General features: G+C 71.4%; 25 protein-coding genes, 1 tRNA gene and 1 riboswitch. Of the genes, 19 read left to right on the top strand and 7 right to left on the bottom strand.

Features of this window, described 5'->3' with window-relative positions; genetic code table 11:
• Positions 1–169: 169 nt before the first annotated feature.
• The 12 genes from BM396_RS04780 to BM396_RS04730 all read left to right on the top strand — a co-directional run bounded on the left by BM396_RS04780 (position 170) and on the right by BM396_RS04730 (position 5,176).
• On the top strand, positions 170–529 hold the full coding sequence (locus BM396_RS04780; protein ID WP_043378737.1) for a hypothetical protein: 360 nt from the start codon (positions 170–172) through the stop codon (positions 527–529).
• Positions 526–768 (top strand): DUF7940 domain-containing protein, encoded by a 243-nt coding sequence (locus tag BM396_RS04775; protein WP_043378734.1) that lies wholly within the window; start codon positions 526–528, stop codon positions 766–768. Before BM396_RS04780 ends, BM396_RS04775 begins: the two co-directional genes overlap by 4 nt.
• The gene (locus tag BM396_RS04770; protein ID WP_081948548.1) at positions 768–1,349 is read left to right on the top strand and encodes a lysozyme; all 582 of its coding nucleotides are present in this window, start codon (positions 768–770) and stop codon (positions 1,347–1,349) included. Before BM396_RS04775 ends, BM396_RS04770 begins: the two co-directional genes overlap by 1 nt.
• Complete coding sequence (locus tag BM396_RS04765) at positions 1,349–1,828, top strand: hypothetical protein (RefSeq protein WP_043378730.1); 480 nt, start codon at positions 1,349–1,351, stop codon at positions 1,826–1,828. Before BM396_RS04770 ends, BM396_RS04765 begins: the two co-directional genes overlap by 1 nt.
• Positions 1,828–2,127 carry a hypothetical protein gene (locus BM396_RS04760; protein ID WP_043378727.1) on the top strand — a complete coding sequence of 100 codons (300 nt, stop codon included), beginning with the start codon at positions 1,828–1,830 and terminating at the stop codon, positions 2,125–2,127. The genes BM396_RS04765 and BM396_RS04760 overlap by 1 nt, the downstream gene beginning before the upstream one ends.
• Positions 2,124–2,459, top strand: coding sequence for a hypothetical protein (locus BM396_RS04755; protein WP_043378724.1), 336 nt, complete (start codon positions 2,124–2,126; stop codon positions 2,457–2,459). Before BM396_RS04760 ends, BM396_RS04755 begins: the two co-directional genes overlap by 4 nt.
• Complete coding sequence (locus tag BM396_RS04750; protein WP_043378721.1) at positions 2,459–2,923, top strand: hypothetical protein; 465 nt, start codon at positions 2,459–2,461, stop codon at positions 2,921–2,923. Before BM396_RS04755 ends, BM396_RS04750 begins: the two co-directional genes overlap by 1 nt.
• Positions 2,920–3,102 carry a hypothetical protein gene (locus BM396_RS04745; RefSeq protein WP_043378718.1) on the top strand — a complete coding sequence of 61 codons (183 nt, stop codon included), beginning with the start codon at positions 2,920–2,922 and terminating at the stop codon, positions 3,100–3,102. The genes BM396_RS04750 and BM396_RS04745 overlap by 4 nt, the downstream gene beginning before the upstream one ends.
• Positions 3,103–3,163: 61 nt before the next feature.
• A complete protein-coding gene (locus BM396_RS32635; RefSeq protein ID WP_170867463.1) occupies positions 3,164–3,337 on the top strand; it encodes a hypothetical protein in 174 nt (57 codons plus the stop codon).
• Positions 3,334–3,600: a hypothetical protein gene (locus BM396_RS04740; RefSeq protein ID WP_139239453.1), complete on the top strand. Its 267-nt coding sequence runs from the start codon at positions 3,334–3,336 to the stop codon at positions 3,598–3,600. The genes BM396_RS32635 and BM396_RS04740 overlap by 4 nt, the downstream gene beginning before the upstream one ends.
• Positions 3,601–3,671: 71 nt before the next feature.
• A complete protein-coding gene (locus tag BM396_RS04735; RefSeq protein WP_043378712.1) occupies positions 3,672–4,289 on the top strand; it encodes a type IV toxin-antitoxin system AbiEi family antitoxin domain-containing protein in 618 nt (205 codons plus the stop codon).
• Between the two features lie 2 nt (positions 4,290–4,291).
• The gene (locus BM396_RS04730; protein WP_043378709.1) at positions 4,292–5,176 is read left to right on the top strand and encodes a nucleotidyl transferase AbiEii/AbiGii toxin family protein; all 885 of its coding nucleotides are present in this window, start codon (positions 4,292–4,294) and stop codon (positions 5,174–5,176) included.
• Positions 5,177–5,507: 331 nt separating this feature from the next.
• Here BM396_RS04730 and BM396_RS04725 read toward each other — a convergent pair whose 3' ends face one another.
• The 4 genes from BM396_RS04725 to BM396_RS04705 form a co-directional block, all read right to left on the bottom strand.
• Positions 5,508–5,921, bottom strand: a complete 414-nt coding sequence (locus BM396_RS04725; RefSeq protein ID WP_051975906.1) for a DUF6634 family protein — start codon at positions 5,919–5,921, stop codon at positions 5,508–5,510.
• Between the two features lie 298 nt (positions 5,922–6,219).
• Positions 6,220–6,387: a hypothetical protein gene (locus tag BM396_RS32630; protein ID WP_158713263.1), complete on the bottom strand. Its 168-nt coding sequence runs from the start codon at positions 6,385–6,387 to the stop codon at positions 6,220–6,222.
• An 11-nt stretch (positions 6,388–6,398) separates the two neighbouring features.
• A complete protein-coding gene (locus BM396_RS04710; protein WP_051975905.1) occupies positions 6,399–8,906 on the bottom strand; it encodes an AAA family ATPase in 2,508 nt (835 codons plus the stop codon).
• 80 nt (positions 8,907–8,986) lie between these two features.
• Positions 8,987–9,487 carry a hypothetical protein gene (locus BM396_RS04705; RefSeq protein WP_051975904.1) on the bottom strand — a complete coding sequence of 167 codons (501 nt, stop codon included), beginning with the start codon at positions 9,485–9,487 and terminating at the stop codon, positions 8,987–8,989.
• A 175-nt stretch (positions 9,488–9,662) separates the two neighbouring features.
• Here BM396_RS04705 and BM396_RS04700 point away from each other — a divergent pair, with 175 nt between their 5' ends.
• The 7 genes from BM396_RS04700 to BM396_RS04670 all read left to right on the top strand — a co-directional run bounded on the left by BM396_RS04700 (position 9,663) and on the right by BM396_RS04670 (position 12,975).
• Positions 9,663–10,082 carry a hypothetical protein gene (locus BM396_RS04700; protein ID WP_043378700.1) on the top strand — a complete coding sequence of 140 codons (420 nt, stop codon included), beginning with the start codon at positions 9,663–9,665 and terminating at the stop codon, positions 10,080–10,082.
• 3 nt (positions 10,083–10,085) lie between these two features.
• Positions 10,086–10,553 carry a hypothetical protein gene (locus tag BM396_RS04695; RefSeq protein ID WP_043378697.1) on the top strand — a complete coding sequence of 156 codons (468 nt, stop codon included), beginning with the start codon at positions 10,086–10,088 and terminating at the stop codon, positions 10,551–10,553.
• 2 nt (positions 10,554–10,555) lie between these two features.
• The gene (locus BM396_RS04690) at positions 10,556–10,855 is read left to right on the top strand and encodes a hypothetical protein (protein WP_081948547.1); all 300 of its coding nucleotides are present in this window, start codon (positions 10,556–10,558) and stop codon (positions 10,853–10,855) included.
• Between the two features lie 111 nt (positions 10,856–10,966).
• Positions 10,967–11,584, top strand: coding sequence for a hypothetical protein (locus BM396_RS04685; protein ID WP_043378695.1), 618 nt, complete (start codon positions 10,967–10,969; stop codon positions 11,582–11,584).
• A gap of 11 nt (positions 11,585–11,595) precedes the next feature.
• Positions 11,596–11,883 (top strand): hypothetical protein, encoded by a 288-nt coding sequence (locus BM396_RS04680; RefSeq protein WP_139239452.1) that lies wholly within the window; start codon positions 11,596–11,598, stop codon positions 11,881–11,883.
• A gap of 11 nt (positions 11,884–11,894) precedes the next feature.
• On the top strand, positions 11,895–12,341 hold the full coding sequence (locus tag BM396_RS04675) for a hypothetical protein (RefSeq protein WP_043378688.1): 447 nt from the start codon (positions 11,895–11,897) through the stop codon (positions 12,339–12,341).
• A 136-nt stretch (positions 12,342–12,477) separates the two neighbouring features.
• Complete coding sequence (locus BM396_RS04670; RefSeq protein ID WP_051975903.1) at positions 12,478–12,975, top strand: HNH endonuclease signature motif containing protein; 498 nt, start codon at positions 12,478–12,480, stop codon at positions 12,973–12,975.
• A 67-nt stretch (positions 12,976–13,042) separates the two neighbouring features.
• On the opposite strand, the gene BM396_RS04665 is transcribed toward BM396_RS04670, so the two are convergent.
• The 3 genes from BM396_RS04665 to thiC form a co-directional block, all read right to left on the bottom strand.
• Positions 13,043–13,117: transfer RNA gene (locus tag BM396_RS04665), tRNA-Gly, on the bottom strand.
• Between the two features lie 529 nt (positions 13,118–13,646).
• Entirely contained in the window at positions 13,647–13,985 is a 339-nt protein-coding gene (locus tag BM396_RS04660; protein WP_043378685.1) for a FlaG family protein, read from the bottom strand.
• Between the two features lie 764 nt (positions 13,986–14,749).
• A complete protein-coding gene (gene thiC, locus BM396_RS04655) occupies positions 14,750–16,636 on the bottom strand; it encodes a phosphomethylpyrimidine synthase ThiC (protein ID WP_043352437.1) in 1,887 nt (628 codons plus the stop codon).
• A 71-nt stretch (positions 16,637–16,707) separates the two neighbouring features.
• Positions 16,708–16,813: riboswitch (TPP riboswitch) on the bottom strand.
• Positions 16,814–16,878: the final 65 nt, after the last annotated feature.

Below are 16,878 nucleotides of genomic sequence, written 5' to 3'. Positions count from 1 at the left end.
TGCGTAGACGTCGCGGCGGGGCCGGCCGGCGCCCCGCGGGGGCTGGATCCAGGCCCTAAAGAACCGAATCGCCCGTCCTCGCGACGAATCGCGCGAAGGTTCCCGGCTCTTACCGTGCGCGGTCCCGCGCGCCGCTGATCATGGCCCCTGCATCCACCAAGCAGGCCCCATGTCCGCCCCGACACCAGTCCCCCCCGACGTCATCGTCGACCGCTCCGGCGGCCGGCGGGCAATCGCCACGAACCATAGCGTTCGCCGCTACGTCGAGCGGTCGCTGGGGATCGGCGAGGAGGTCCTCGCCGGCCTTGATGACGCCGCGGCGGTCGAGGCGCTCCACGCCGCCGGCTACCACGTCCAGGCCTACCGGGACCGCCTCTCGTATTTCGGCGGCGTGCAGCTCCGCTACCGCGCCGACGGCGTGGTCATCGACGGGATCCGCCTCGTGCTCGACGGCGAGGTCGTCGTGACCGTCGTCGACAGCCGCAGCCCCGTCTCCCGCCGCCAGGCCGCCGAGAGGGCCGCAGCATGAAGATCGAGCTCGTCCACAACCTGGAGGCGGTGATCCGGCGCGCCTGGTCCATCCGGTTCCTCGCCCTCGCGACGGTCCTCGATGCCGCGCAGGCGAGCGTCTCCTTCTTCTCCGGCTCCGAGCTCGTCTCCCCGACGACGCTGAGCCTCGCGAACATGGGGCTGGCCCTGGCCGCCCTCGGGGCGCGCTGCGTCGCCCAGCAGGGCGTCACCGCTCCGGCCCCGCAGGGAGACGCCTGATGGCCTTCAACCTCTCCGCCCTGTTCCGGCGCCGCCCTACCGCGGCCGCGCCCGTCTCGCCGCTGCCTGTCGGAAGGGTGCCGTCCGTCCCTCTGAAGGCCCCGGCCGCCAAGGGCACGCTTCGCCGGCGGATGGTAGCCGGCACCGCCGCGGCCGCGCTGGCGGTCACCTTCGTCCAGACCCGCGAAGGCACCCGTCTCAAGGCCTACCGGGACATCGTCGGCGTGGCCACGATCTGCAACGGGGAGACCCGTGGCGTCACCATGGACATGACGGCCACCCCGCAGCAGTGCGCCGCGATGCTCCTCAAGGGCCTCGGCGAGTTCGAGGGGAACGTGCTCAAGTGCGTCCCGGGGCTCGCCAGCGCCCCCGACGAGCGCCTCGTGGCCCACGTCTCGCTCGCGTACAACATCGGCGCAGGAGCCTACTGCAAGTCCACGGTCGCCCGCCGCTACAACGCCGGCGACATCGCCGGGTCGTGCGACGCCTTCGACATGTGGGACAAGGCCGGCGGCCGCCGGGTCAAGGGCCTCTCGATCCGGCGCGACGACGAGCAGGTCCTCTGCCGGAAGGGCCTCTGATGGCCCAGCACCTGGCCTCGCTGGGCACGCTCCTCTCCCACGGCTGGACCGCCTTCTCGCTCACGGCGACCCTGGCCGGTCTGGGCGGCGTCGGCCTGATCGCCCTGGCGCTGGTCGCGGCCGCCTGGCTGCCGGGTTGGCTGCGCCGACCCCTCATCGGCGCCGGCGTGGTCCTCCTGGTCGGCGCCGCGCTCTACCAGGCCGGGCAGGCCAAGGGGGCGCACGACGCCTTCGCAGTCGAGTCCGCCAGGACCCTCCAGCGCGAGCGCGACGAGGCCGCGGCCGCCCTCGCCGAGGTCCGGCGCCAGGTGGCGGCCGCCTCGAAGATCTCCGACGCGGACAGGGCCCGGGCCGACGCGGCCGAGGCCTCGGCGAAGGTGGCGGCCGCCCGGGTGCGCGAGCTCCAGCGCCACCTCGCCCGCACGCCCGACGCCGGGTGCGTGACGGACGACGACGCCCGCCTGCTGAGGGGCCTCTGATGCGCCGCGCCCTGACCCTCGCCGCAGTCGCCGGCATCGCCGTCGCGCTGGGCGGCTGCCCCGATCGCGCGGCCCTCGACCTGAGCGGCCGCGCCGCGCTGCCGCCCGTCCCGGCGGACCTGGCGGCCTGCATCCACCGCACCTTCCCCGAGATCCCCGCCCGCGCCTTCGGCCGGCGCGAGGCCGTCGGGATCATCGCCGACGCCAAGCTGCTCGACCGGGCCAAGACCGCCTGCGGCGAGCGCGCCCTCGCATGGATGAACGGGGTCTCGGCCGCGTTCGGGAGACCTGTCCAGTGACCCTCGATCCGACCATCTCGCTGGGCGTCCTGCTGGCCGTCGGCGTCACCGTGTTCCTGGCGGCCCTCGGCGGTTACGCCGGCTACGTGACCCTGAGGAACAAGGTCACCGAGGTCGAGGGCCGCGGCCGCGACACCGACAAGGCGGTCGAGGCCTACGGCACGGCCCTGGCCGACCTCCGGCTGCACGTCTCCGAGACGTGCGTGAAGAAGGAGGACCTGAAGGAGATCGAGAAGCGGCTGTTCACGAAGATGGACACCGTCGAGCACAGCATCCGCAACGCCCTCACCGAGATGATCCGGAACATGCGTCCGCGGCGGGGGGACGACTGATGCGCCGCTCCTTCTGGGTAATCTACTGGGGCGTCAGCCTCCTCTGGCTTCTCACCCTGTTCGTCGCCTCGTTCGGAGCCAGGATCGAGGCGACGTTCGCCCCGGTCCGCATCGAGCAACGCGTCGAGGCTGTGTCCCGCGAGGCCGGCCGCCTGTGCTGGTCCTCGGTGGCGCTCAAGGTCCGCGACAAGGCGAGCGACGACGTCGACGTCTACGTGCGTGTCGCCGGCGGCGAGCGCCTGGTGGCCTCGGTGTACCACGCCGATACCCTGATGCCCTGGCGGGCGTCGGCCGCGCCCCGGCCGGGCCCCGTCTCCATGCGGTACTGCCTGACGCTGCCGCCGCACGTCCACGACGCGGATCCCGTCGAGGTCGAGTGGCAGGCCTGGTATCCAGGGCTCCTGAACCTGTGGCGCATCGGCCTGGTCATGCCGCACGTCCTCTCCCCGGGGACGGCGCCGTGAACCTGACCCTCGCCGTCGTCCTCCCGCTCGCCTGCTGGTCCCCGCCGCCGCGGCCCCTCGTCGACGCTCCCGTGCTTTCCGCCCTGCGCGGCGAGCCAATGCCCCAGAGCGGCCGCCCCGACGCGGTCGCCGATGCCCTGGCCGTCCTGTCGCCGGCGAAGAGGCGGCCGCGCCGGTGACCACCTTCGCCGTCGGCGCCCTGATCGCCCTGTGCCTCGTGCCCCCGCCCCGGAGATCCCGTTGACCGACGACGCTGCCGCCGCGGCCGTGATCGAGGCCGCCCGCCACCTGGTGTTTCGGGAGCGCTGGCGCATGGAGCTGCCCGACGACCGCGAGATCCCGGACCGCCTCGCCGCGGCGCTGGAGAGGACGCTCGCCGCCCTCGATGCCGCGAAGCCCGAGGGGCAGGAGTGATGGGCTGCCACCTCGACCGCCACGACGTCTACCCCTCGGTCCACGAGGTGAACCCGGTCACGGTCGCCGGCCTCATGGACACCCGCGGCCGGGAGGCCTGCCGCGAGCGGTGGCACTGGCTGAACGATCACTACCTGTCCGACCTCGCGGTCCGCGGCCGGCGCCTCATCGCGTCCGGCAAGAAATGGGCGGGCCCGACGGCCCCCAAGCGCCGCGGCCCCAAGCCCGGCCAGGGCCGTCGGAAGGCCGCCGTCGCCGGCTGAATTCCCGGCCGCGCTTTGTGCCTTGCCAGGGCATTTTCTAGGATTGCACCCGAACGACACATGGGTGCGATATGCGAAACCTCCACGCCTTCCTCGAAGCCCGGCCGGTCGTGCTCTCCTCCGAGCTCCGGGGCGCCGGCTTCTACCAGGTCCTGATCACCGGGGCCGTCCGGGACGGGCGCCTGGTGGCTCACGGTGCCGGCCTGCTGTCGACGCCGGCGGCCGCCTCGGCCCCCCGGTTCGAGGACGCGGCCATCGCCCTCGTGACCGGCGGCATCGTGGCCCGCCGCACCGCCGCCATGCGGCACCAACTGACGACCGACATGCCACGCGCCGTCGAGGTCCTCGTCCCCCACGACCGCACCCGCATCGCGACGAGCCTGCCCGTGGCCCTGCTGCGCTCCCGCCTGCCGGCGTCGTTCGCCGTCGGCATCGAGGAGGAGGAGGTCCTCGGCGTCCGGTTCCGGATGACGAACCGTGCCCGGACGGTCGTCGACCTGTGGCGGGGGTCTCGGTCCGCCGCCCATGCCGTCCCGCCCCAGCACCTGCAGGAGGCCCTCCACGCGTACCTGGAGGACGGCGACGCGACCGAGCTGATCGAGACCGCGCGCCCCTTCGGCCCCGTCGTCACGACCCGCCTGTCCATCGCCGTCGACACCCACGCCAACGCCCCCAGCCGGAGCTTCTGACCATGGCCAAGGATACCAACCTCGCTGCCCTGCAGGCCGCCGCCCGGGCCCGCAACCTGCCCCTCGCCACCGTGTGCCAGCGCTACGCCATGGAGAGGCTGTTCGGCCGGGTGTTCGCCTCGGGGCACGCCGACCGATTCGCCGTGAAGGGGGGCGCCATCGTGTTCCTCGCCGAGGGCGTGCACCCCCTCGATGGCCGCTCGACCAGCGACGTCGACCTGCAGCTCCCGGCGTTCGAGGGGACGATGCAGGAGTTCGAGGGGATCATGCGCGAGATCCTCGCGGGCGACGGCGCCGACGGCGTGGCGTTCGACCTGTCCACGTGGTCCGTGAAGGCCGAGCGCGAGGCCGGCTCGATCGGCGGCGGCTCCGTCACCGTCCAGGCCGTCGTCGGCGGCCAGCGCATCCGCGTGAAGGTCGACGTCGCCTTCGACGAGCGGTCCAAGATCGCCGATCTCGTCGAGGTCCTCGTCCCCTCCGTGCTGGGCGGCGAGCCCGTCCGGATCCGGGCCGTGCCGTTCGCCCACACCGCGGCCGACAAGATCCAGGCGATGCTCCGCCACGGCCCGAAGACCTACAGGCTGCGCGACCACTACGACCTGTTCGTGATGCTGACACGCGGCCATGCCCGCCTCGACGAGGTGGCGGCCGCCCTGCCGGCGTCGCTCGCGGCGTTCGGGATCCCGCTGCCGGCGGACGCGGATGGGATCCCGGCGCTGGCCGAGGCCCATGTCGAGCCCCGGCGCCGAGCCTGGGAGGCGGAGCGCGCGTCCCGCCGGTTCTCCGTCGCGACCCCGGAGTGGGGCGACCTCAACGCCCGCCTGCGCGAGCTCGTCGGGGACGTGCTGGAGCGGTGCCACGCGTCACGGCCGGGGCTGGCGGCCTAGGGCGTCCGACGCCGTTCCGGCCGCCAGCAGGGCGGCCAGGGTGATCAGGGTACGCATACGAATACTCCACTGGATACTTGCTACGTGCGCCCGACGTGCGCCTACCTGCGGCCTCCGCGCATGTGGTTTGTCATTCCGCGGCCCGATCGCATGCCGTTTGTCGTGCGCGCATGTCGATTGTCGCCGCGGGCGTTCTGTCCAAAACGGGCCCTGCAGCGGGCGCTTCGTCCAGGCCGCGGGCGTTCTGTCCAGGCCGCCGGAATCCATTGATCGGACACCGGCGGCCTCGGAATCCATCGATCCGACACCGCCGCGAAGGGTTTGACACCGGCTACCGGGGATCCAGCCCGTAGTCCGGCAGGCCGTCGAGCAGCGCGTCGATCTCCTCGTCGGTCGGCGGCGTGTACGGCTTGGGCTCGGGCGCGGGCGGCTCGGGCTCGGGCGCCGGGGCGGGGCTGCCGAGGCGGTAGAACCGCCCCTCCGTCCGGACCCACCCGTCGCCCCTGGCGATGAGGGGGGACGTCCACGCGTACGTCGTGCCGAGCCTCGGATGGCCTGTCACGAATCCCTTCAGCGAGGGCTTGTCGCTCCCCGGGTACGTCGTCTCCTCGTACCTATCGATGAACGGCGCGTCGGCGAGATCCGCCGGCGTCGGCGTCCAGCCGGAGGCGAGGAGGTCCTCGTCCCTGGCCCTGGCCCGGTTGCGCTCCGCGATCTCCGCGAGCGACGGCCTCTTGAACCTCATAGCGGAACCCCCCTGCTGAAACCTAGATCGATGCAGGCCCCCAGTCTGATGAGGCCCCACGAATAGCACCATGCCCACCCGCCGATGCCGTTCGCTGGCTCGTCTTCGATCTGCTGGACCGTGCTTGTCGTCACCCGGCTCCCGTCCGGGTACCGGGGGTGCCCCGAGATGACGCCCGTGAGCACGGCGCCGTCGGCCGCGCGGTCGTCGGGTTCGAGGAGCCATTCGTCGAGGAGTGGCGCCTGCGAGATGCGGTGCAGGTCCGCGGGGAGCCGGGACGGGTAGCGTTGCCTGACCGTCATGTCCGCCCCCCTTCCTCGTGCTCGGCCTTGATGAGGGCCTGGATGACAGCGGTGATCTCGGCCAGGTCCCCGGGCCTGATGAGACCGTCGCGGACGAGTGCGATGGCGTGAGCGGCGATGCCGAACAGCGCGAGCTGACGCTCGGAGGGATCGGTCCGGTCCATGATCGCCTCCCTCATCGCCGCCGCGCCGGTCCGGCCTCGGCGACCAGCCGGGCGACCCGCGCGCCATCGAGACGGCGCTCGACGAGCAGCGCTTCCGCAATCCGGCGTACGGCTCCCGCATGCCGGCGGACCGTGTCCCGCGTCTCGGCGTACAGCCTGTCGAGTAGGGCCGACGTCTCCGCCTGCAGGCGCGGGTCCGTCGCGAGCGCCGTGACGGGATCCCGCTCGACGGCAATCAGGCTACGCTCGCCCAGACCCCACTCGCCCAGCATACGGACCGCGATCCTCGTCACGGTGAGCAGGTCCTGGCGCGCGCCCGAGCTGGCGCTGTCGAGGATGATCTCCTCCGCCGCCCGGCCCGCGAGCCCGATCCGGATCCGCGCCTCGGCCTCGGCGCGCGTCCATACCCCGCTGTCCGCCACGACTAGCTCGACCCACCCGCCGACGCCCTCGCGCGACTGCAGGGTGACGATCAAGTCGCGGTCCGGATCAGACAGGTGCGCCTGCAGGGCGTGCCCGGACTCGTGCACCGCCAGGCGGTACAGCGTCGCCTCCGGCGTGTCCGCGTCCCCGGCCCCGGCGACGTCCAGCAGGTCATCGAGGGCGAGCGGCCGCCCCGCGTGCCGGGCGCGGCGGCGGGCGTCCTCGACCAGGGCCTCGATCATCGCGCCAGTGTGCCGTTCCGTCCGGTACGCGACCGGCAGCAGGTCCGCGTCGCGCAGGTCGTCACCGAGGCGGACGCGCAGCATCGCGACGCGTTCCTCCACGTCCGGCAGGCCGATCATGATCGTGCGGCCGAGACGCCCGGGACGTCGGATGGCGGGGTCGACGCGGTTCACGTCGTTCGTCGTCCCGATGACGATGACGCCCTCGCGGCCGCCGGCGCCGTCGAGTTGTTCAAGAAACCCGTTGGTGATCTGCAGGACGTAATCTGCGTGCCGGTGCTGCACTGTGCGGCGGTCGACGAAAACGTCGACCTCGTCGATCAGCAGGATGCACCCGCGCCGGCCCGTCGCCAGGGCCTTGGCCCGCGCGAAACATTCCCTCATTGCCTTCAGGGTCGTACCGAGGTGCGCCTCTCCGGTCCCTTGCCACTCCATCAGGGACGAGCTGATGAGGGGCAGCTCGCTGCTGTTGGCGAGGGCCTGCGCGAACAGGGTCTTGCCCGTGCCCGGCAGGCCTCCCAGCAGCAGCCCGTTGCGGACGGTCGCCCAGTGCTCGCCCCCACGCCAGGCCGCGAGGTCGGCGATGGCGCCGCGGCCCCACTCGACGGCCTCCCGGGCACCGTGGAGTTGATCGAGCGTCAGATCCCGCCCGCGGCCCGATGCCGGCGTCGGCGTGACGAGCCGGACGATGTGCTCGACGCACTGCCCGGGATCCCGCCGCGGGCGCACCGCCGCGGCGACGTCGGCCGCGGTGAATGTCAGCCCCTCCAGCCGGGCCCGATCGGCCTCGGACACAGCCTGTCCGGTCGTGCCGCGGATCACTGCGGCGACGTCCGCACCGGTGATCGGGGACAGCGTGAGGCGGTGGTCAGCCGCCCGGACTGCGACGGCCGGCAGGCACCCCCCTGCGTCCGGCGAAAGGGCCAGCACCGGCTTCTCGCGACGCAGGTAGGCGACGTACTGGCGCTCGCGCTTGGCCGCATCGCTCGGCCTCGCCGGTGCGTCCTCCACGAGGATCTCGACGCCGAACGGGATCGCCCGCTTGCTCTCGGCCGTGTCCTTGAAGAAGGCGAGCGTTAGCTGCTCCGGGACGTCCAGGATGACGACGCCACCCCCGCCGGCCAGGGCCTCACGGACGCCGGGAACGTCGAGCGTGCGCCGTAGCTGCAGCGACGCGGCATGCGCGACCGGCGGCAGCCCGAGGTCGACGTCGTCATCGAGGCCGTCGAAACAGGCATCGTCAGCCGGCTCGGCGCGGGGCGCGGGGCCGGCGGTGACGACGGCCGCCTCGTCGATGAGGTCCTCCCAGGCCATCTGGCGAGACAGCAGGCGGCTCTCGGGGCGCCATGCGTTCTCCGCGTCGTACGTCCCGAGCTCGATCTGGCGCGCGGTGAACGAGGCCTCCGCTCGCGAGCAGAGCGTCCGCCGGCGATCAACAGGATCCGCCAGCGTCGCGAAATGCATCTCCAGCGCATGCATCGTGCGAACGGCACACTCGTAGTGCCCGGCGATGGCGCCGCAGAATCGCGCCCGGCGTGCCCAGTCGTCGAGCGCCTCGCGGATGAGGGCGGGCAGCGCCCTGTCGACGGCGGCGAGCTCGCAGGCCTGGGCGAAGCCGAGCACGTGGACGACGTGGCAGTCCGCCGTCAGGCCGGCGGCGGCGAGCCGGACGGCCGCCGGCATGTCGGAAAAATCCGTCTCGAACGCCCACGCGGACATATCGGCGCACGGGTGACCGACGGTCGGATGCCCGATGGCGAGGTGGTGAAACGTCGGGAGGTCGGTGAGGGCGTTCGCGGGCGTGTGATCGCCCGTGCGGGCGCGCTGCGCCCGACGCTGTGCGTCGTCGGTCATGGACTCTATCTCCAGCGCCCATGCCGACCTGTGCCAGCGGGGCAGGTGAGAGGGTCTACAGCACCCGCCTTGCCATCCGGTTAACGGTGGTTGGGATCCAGCGCCGTCAGGCCCCGGAGCTCCACCAGGGCGCCCGTCGCGTCGGTGAAAAGGGCGGCCGCCCCGATGGCACGGTTGGCGTCGAGATACCGCGCCGCAGCCCGCACGAGGGCGGCGAATTCCTTCGCGTCGTGGCGCTGCGCGATCCTCACGACGCCAGAGAGGGCGTTCGGGGGAAGCCCCTGTTTCCGGACGCGGTCGCGCGCCGTCGAGCGCCTGTTCATGCCGGTGAGCTCGGCCACGGCGGAGGACCAGTCGTCGCCCCAGACGCGGCCGGCAAGGGCATCGAGGGCCTCGACGAGGGCGACGCCGTACGCATCCCTCGGGATCGGGACCCGGCCGTCGGGCCCCTCCAAGTGCGGCTCCCGCCCGACGTACACGAGCTCGCCCTCGCGGCCGTCGAGCCACACGCGGCCGAGGCGGAGGTCGCCCGGCTCCGGCATCGACGGCGCGGCGAGCTCAAGGCGGACGAGTGGCGTCATGGACCGTCTCCACGCGGGGGCACGGCCCGATGCCATGGCCCGCCGACCGGTGGTGCCCGGCCGCCCTGGTGCGGTCAAGCCGCCGGCGCCGGCGTAAGGCACCCCCCTCAGCCCGGGTGGACGAATCCGCGGAGCATGCTTCGATCGAGGCGAGCGGCGAAGGAGTGAGGGCGTCATGACCGAGGCCGAGATCCACACGCTGGCGGGCAAGATCGCCGCCCTGTCGCCCGACGAGCAGGCCGAGTTCGACCGGTCGCTGATCGGCATCAAGGCCGAGCTGGCCCGCCGCGAGGAGGAGCGCCTCGCCAAGCTGCGTGCGCTCACTGACCACCAGGTTGTCGACGTCATTCTGGCGCCTGCCAATCCCGACGTCGACCACGCCCTGGCCATTCTCCGGGACGCCGGCTTCGTCCGGGGCGCGACGCTGCACGAGGCCTACCGCGCCGGGTACGAGCGCTACGGCTACGAGCACCTCGGCGACGGCCACCCGCTGCAGGACGAGGACGCCCCCGACTTCATGAGCGCCCGGGACTACGACCTGCGCGAGCTTGCGAAGGATCGTGATGTCCCCGCCTACATGCAGGGGAAGGCCTGAGCCATGGGCGCGATGACGACCATCCGCATGGCCCTGAGCGGCGAGGCCGGGGACATCGACGCGTTCCTGGCCGCTCACGTCCGGCCTGCCAGCGGCGGCGGCCACACCCTCGACTTCGACACCCTGCTCGCCTGCGACCACTCCCGGTCGTGGGAGGGCATGTACGAGGCCTGGGGCTGCCGCTCGCATGGCTGGGACTTCGAGGTCGTCACCCGGATCCCGACGACCGTCGAGCTCCGGTTCGAGGTGAAGGGCGCAGAGGCGCGGGCCGAGCCTGTCCTGGCGGAGATCGCCCGCCGCTACCCCGGCCTGTTCGGGACCTTCGCCATGGTCCCGGACACCGAGACCTGGGCGGCCCAGGGGCTGCTGCACGAAGGCAAGCTGCACCTGCAGGAGGCCGAGTGGACGGAGGCGATGTACGCGCTCGTCGAGGGGCATGCCTATGGCGAAGCGCCGGGCGAGGAGGACTGACCATGGGCCCCTACAATCACCTCCTCGACGGCGACGTCTGCCGTCGGATCCCGGGCCTGCCCCGGCACGAGCCCCTCGCCCTCGTCTCGCTGCCGGCTGATCTGGCCGCCGCTCCCCCGGCGCCTGGCGAGGTGGTGTCGGGGATCCAGTTCGACTCCGCCGGCACCCCGACCGCCTACGTCATCCCACCGGACATGACGCCGTTCGCCGACGAGATGGCGGCCGCCATGGCGCCCCTGTTCCAGCGGCCGCCCGCCCGCACCCGCGACGCCGACCTCCCTGCCGTTTGGAGCGCCGGCTGATGGAGGCGCTGCTCTCACACACGATGACCGCGTGCACGGCGGCATACGTGCAGACGTGGCACGGCTGGCTGGCGTGGGCGCGGGCCGTCGACACCATGATGGGGGGATCCCGTGGCTGAGACCGTCGCCTCGAAGCTCCAGCGGGCTATCGATGAGCCCATCCCCGACGACGGCCACACGGTCGCGGACCTGATCCCGTTCGGTTGGGCACCCGGCAAATACATTGGCGGGTGCCGGGACTGCCACGAGGTCTTCACCGGCGACAAGTGGTCCCGCCGCTGCAGGGCCTGCGCCGTGAAGGCGTTGGAGGCCTACCGCGCCCGGCCGCGCTGGCAATCCGGCGCCGACGGCATCCCGACCGACCGCCCGGTGTGGGCCTTCTTCTACCAGGGCTGCAGCATGAGCGAGGAGCCGGTCCTGCTCGCTCGGGGCAAGGTCGAGGAAGACGGCGAGGAATTCACGGCCGAGGGCGAGACCTTCTTGCGTTACGGGCACGTCATCGCCTGGATCGAGGCCCAGGAACGGCCGCCCCTGACCGTCGAGGCGGTCGAGTCGTTCGTGGCGGCCCTGGGCGACCATAAGCTGTCGTTCGGCGCCGACCACATCTGCGAGGACTGGCTGCACGGGACCGCGCTGCAGGCCGTCGTCGACGGGCACCCGGACGCCGTGGCCATCGCGGCCGCGGCGCTCAAGAGCCGGGACCTGCCCATCTCGCGGTACTACGGCTGAGGGAGGGGATCGTGAGCGCCACCGGATACTTCGGCCCCTACATGCTGGGGCAGGCGCTGGCGGCCGAGCCAGGCGCCAGTGTGGGCATCCCGTATGCCTTCCTGCTGCAGGTCGCCAGGGCCGCGATGGATGCCGGCGTCTGGGCTCCGCCGGCAGGCGTCCCGGTCGAGGACGCCTTGGACTCCTTCGCTGCCGGGATGCGGTTCCGACCGGAAGGCGAGACCGTCCTGTGCGACGGCTCCGACGTCGAGGAACGCACCGTCTACGCCGACGGCAGCTACTCGACGCGGCTGGGCTGAGGGAGGAAGGCATGAGCGAGCGACCCGACGAATACTGGTGGGTCGAGTGGGCCGAGGGCATGTTCGAGCCGGCCCGCATCGAATACCCGGATGGGCGCCCGCCGCAGATCTCGGAGATCGGGTCGGACTACGCGATGGACCTCGCCGAGCGAGGCGTGCGCCTGGTGGCGCCGGTGGTCCCTCTCAGCATCGCCAGCGACGTCGCTGCCGTCACGGCCGAGCAGCACCGGGATCTGGGCGTGGCCCTGGCCGAGGCCATGATGGCGATGTTCCGGGCTTCCTTCCACGGCGGCACGCCCCTCATCGCGCTGCGGGGATCCCACCTGATCAGCCCCGACGTCCAGGCCGACGTCGAGCGCTGGTACGCGACCTGGGACGCCCGGCACCGGGACGGCATCCGCGCCATGCACCGGGCAATGGACCTGCTCCGCGAGGCGAAGGACGAGGCGGCCGCCTAGGCAAATGGGGCGCCGCCCGTACAATCGACCGCAGCCCCGTAGGAGCGGGGTGCCTTCCGGTGACGGGGATCCCCGCCATGCCGGGTCACCAGGGCCTGCCGTACCGGCACTCCTCGCTTCCACGCGAGGACGCCCCATGCCCTTTTCCAACGATGTGCTGGCCCGGTTCTGGGCCAAGGTCGACGTGCGCGGCCCGGACGAGTGCTGGCCCTGGACGGCCGGGACCGACCGTGCCGGCTACGGCAAGCTCAAGGTCGATGGCCGCGACGTCGGCGCCCACCGGATCTCCTGGGAGATCGCCAACGGTCCCATTCCCGCCGGGCGCCTGCTCCGGCACGGATGCGACAACCCCGCCTGCTGCAACCCGGGCCACCTCACGCCCGGCACGCATGCCCAGAACATGGTGGACGCTGTCGAGCGCGGCCGCCGTCCCGGTCTCAGGGGCTCTCACCCCCGGGTCAAGCTGACCGAGGAGGAGGCGGCCGCCATCCGGTCCTCGAACCTCCCGGGCGTGGTCCTGGCGCGGCAATTCGGCGTGGCGAAATCGACGGTGACCTGGCTGCGCCGCGGGCCGTCCGCAGCCCTGGTGGCGCGCAGGGCGAGCCGGCGGGCGGAGGTCCTTGCCGGCGGCTGAAGTGGTATCGATGTGGTATCAGGCCGATTTGGGCCTGATACCACCGAGGCTAAGTGCCTGAGATAATTGGAGCGGACGATCGGACTCGAACCGACGACATTCAGCTTGGGAAGCTGACGTTCTACCACTGAACTACGCCCGCCCACATGACTGGTCCGGATCCGGCGTTGACGACGGTCGATCCGCCCGGTCCCAGGCCTTCATGTGCGCCAACCGTCTAGCAGTTCGACGGTGATGGCGTCAAACGCATGGGAACCTCTCAGAGCGGCTCCGAGGCCCGAAAAATCTCACGCGAACTGTCCGCGGCACGTGAAAGGATCACGGTTCCGAGGGCGATCTTCCTTGTGCTGCCCGGCGAAGGCGCGATGGGTTCGGATACGCCTTGCGATCCGGTGGAGGCGCTGACCCAGATCTCCGACTTCGCGGCCCGGCATCCGACCACCTGCATGGCCGTGCGCGCGAATCAGCGCGATTTCTGGGTGCCCTGGACGGCCGAGAACTCGTCGTCATGGAGCCGGTCGATCGGAATCCCGGTCCCAAGCGCCGCCTGTCGAGAACAGCCTCCTCGTCGCGTGGCGGCTTGCTCTGGTGGCTCTCCTGGCCCCTTCGCGGTTCAGCCCGGGCCCCGCCCGCTGCGTCGGGCCGCTGGCTGCGCGTCTGACCGACGGTATTCAGGCGACGCGGGAGAGGCTGCCGGTCTGTGCCCCCTGCGTGCCGCGTGCGGAATCGTAGGCGCGATTGCGCAGAGCGGTTTCGCTGGGGAGTTGATCGATCACGTTGCCGGACGCGGGATCAACCACCTGGAAGACGATCGTGCTCGTGTCCGGGTCCTGAATGTAGCGCGCCTTACCGCCGTTTGCGCCGATGTCGAGCTTCACCGCGGGTTCGAGGGGCGCGGATGTGCTCTGGGGCACGGGGGCCTCCTGCGTCACGGCGGCGGCGGCCGTCGCGCCGAGGGCGTCGAGGCCCTGCGGCCCCGACGTCGGGGGTGTCAGCGGACGGATCTCCATGGCCGGTCTCCTGCGATCCTGTGATCGAAGGATTGAGACGGGCGGCTGCCTAACCAGCGGTTAACGGCAGCCGGCGATCCACCGGATGGTGGCTCGCGGTCCGAGATGCGATGAACATCCCGTTAGCGTTGCGACACAAATCCGTGCGGCTTTCTACCCGAGAGGCGGCTCGTCGCGCATCTGATCCATTCAGCCGCCACGGTACCGCGGGCCATCCCGTGTCGTCCGGAGGGCGGTTCAGGCAGATATCTTCCGATGCTCGCCATCGCGATGCGGGCGCTCGCCGTGCAGGAGACTGGAGACAATCAGGGAAGCGTGACCCGTTTGTCCGCAGGCCTCGCTGCAAGATCGTTGCGCGGCTCAATGCCATCCTCGGGCGCGGACCGGTCGATGTCGGACGCGCCCGCATCATCGTGATCGCATGCGCAGCCGCAGTGCTGCATCCGGTGCCCATTTTCAGGCTCCGGATACCCGCTTGCTCAGCAAGGCCGCGTCGGGCGCATACGGGGCACCTGACAGGAAGCGCCTGCGATTGGAAGCGCTCCGCTCTGTCCAGGCGGATCAGAGAAGGATTTGCGCCCCATCATCGAACTGAGCAACCCCGCGGGCCGTCGGCATCGCCGCGGATCAGATGCGTGCGGCGATGCGCGGTACCAATGGCGCCCGACCCGGAGCGGTCCTCGACATCGAGGCCCCGTGCGGTGGAACGCCGGGGCGGAACGGCGGCACGCCCGCATCCGGATCGGACCGGGCGTGCCTTGGCCTCACTCGGCGGCGTCGACGTAGAGCTTGCCGCCCTCGGCCAGGAACTCCTCCGACTTGGCCCGCATGCCGGCTTCGGCCTCGGCCTTGGACATCGCGGGCGACGCGCCCACGACTTCGCCGGCTTCCTCCATCGCCAGCACCTCGGCGCGCAGATCCTGCGTGATCTTCATCGAGCAGAATTTCGGCCCGCACATCGAGCAGAAATGCGCGACCTTGTGGGCGTCCTTCGGCAGGGTCTCGTCGTGGTAGCGGCGGGCCGTATCCGGATCGAGGCCCAGGTTGAACTGGTCCTCCCAGCGGAAGTCGAACCGGGCGCGGCTGAGCGCGTCGTCGCGCAGCTGCGCGGCCGGGTGGCCTTTGGCGAGGTCGGCGGCGTGGGCAGCGATCTTGTAGGTGATCACGCCGGTCTTCACGTCGTCCCGGTCGGGCAGGCCGAGATGCTCCTTCGGGGTGACGTAGCAGAGCATCGCGGTGCCGAACCAGCCGATCATCGCGGCGCCGATGCCCGAGGTGATATGGTCGTAGCCGGGGGCGATGTCGGTGGTCAGCGGGCCGAGGGTGTAGAACGGCGCCTCGCCGCACTCCTTCAGCTGCTTCTCCATGTTGACCTTGATCTTGTGCATCGGCACGTGGCCGGGGCCCTCGATCATCACCTGGCAGCCCTTGTCCCAGGCGACCTTGGTCAGCTCGCCCAGCGTCTCCAGCTCGCCGAACTGGGCGGCGTCGTTGGCGTCGGCGATCGAGCCCGGGCGCAGGCCGTCGCCCAGCGAGAACGACACGTCGTAGGCCCGCATGATGTCGCAGATCTCGTCGAACCGCTCGTAGAGGAACGATTCCCGGTGCCCGGCCAGGCACCAGCGCGCCATGATCGAGCCGCCGCGGGAGACGATGCCGGTGACGCGCCGGGCGGTCAGCGGCACGTGGGCCAGCCGCACGCCGGCATGGATGGTGAAGTAGTCGATGCCCTGCTCGGCCTGCTCGATCAGCGTGTCCTTGAAGACCTCCCAGTCGAGCTTGAGCGGGTCGCCGCCGACCTTCTCCAGCGCCTGATAGATCGGCACCGTGCCGATCGGGACCGGGCTGTTGCGGATGATCCACGAGCGGATGTTGTGGATGTTGCGGCCGGTGGACAGGTCCATGACCGTGTCGGCGCCCCAGCGGATCGACCAGACGAGCTTCTCGACCTCGTCGGCGGCCGAGGAGGTCACGGCCGAGTTGCCGATATTGGCGTTGATCTTGACCAAGAAGTTCCGGCCGATCGCCATCGGCTCCAGCTCGGTGTGGTTGATGTTGGCCGGGATGATCGCCCGGCCGCGGGCGATCTCGTCGCGCACGAATTCGGGGGTGATGAAGGGCGGGACCGAGGCCCCGAAGCTCTGGCCGTCGGCGAGTGCGGCCTCGGCGCCCGCGAGCATCTTCTCGCGGCAGACGTTCTCGCGATGGGCGACGTAGATCATCTCCTCGGTGATGATCCCCGCGCGGGCGAACTCGTACTGGGTCACCCTCTGGCCCGGGGCCGCCTTGCGGATGGTCCGCTCGGCGGGGCAGGGGGCCACGAGCTTGTCGCCCGCGAAGCCGTTATCCTCGGGCTTCACCGCCCGTGGGGCGACGGCCGCGTAACCGCGGGCCGCGATCCAGGGCTCGCGCACGCCGGGGAGGCCGGCATTGAGGTCGATCCGCGCGTCGGTCTCGGTGTAGGGGCCCGACGGGTCGTAGACCCGCACCGGTTCCTCCTTCGGATCGGAGAGGACGATCTCGCGGTAGGGGACGCGGATGTCCGGCCGTCCGGCCGGGCTCGCATAGGCCTTGCGCGATCCGGTCACCGGACCCGTGGTCACGGTCTCCGGGCTGCCTTTCACGTCCTTGGGGAGAACGGGTGCGTTCATCGTGGGCCTCTCCTCGTGCTGGAGCAGTCCGGTCCACGCGATGGCCGAGATGAGATGGGGCCGCGCGACATGCGACCGCAGGTTCCCGTCCCTCCGCCGGTATGAGCCGGATCAGGTTCAAGGGTCAGGGCAGCGTGCCCAATCTCAGCCCCCTGCGGGGCTCCCCTCGGAACGGTTCCAGACTCAGGCGCGCGGACGGCTTTGTCAATGCTGACCGGGCGCCCTAGAAAACACATCCCGAA

Source organism: Methylobacterium sp. UNCCL125 (genome assembly GCF_900116795.1).
GTDB classification, from domain to species: domain Bacteria; phylum Pseudomonadota; class Alphaproteobacteria; order Rhizobiales; family Beijerinckiaceae; genus Methylobacterium; species Methylobacterium fujisawaense.
This window is presented reverse-complemented; position numbering and strand designations above follow the sequence as displayed.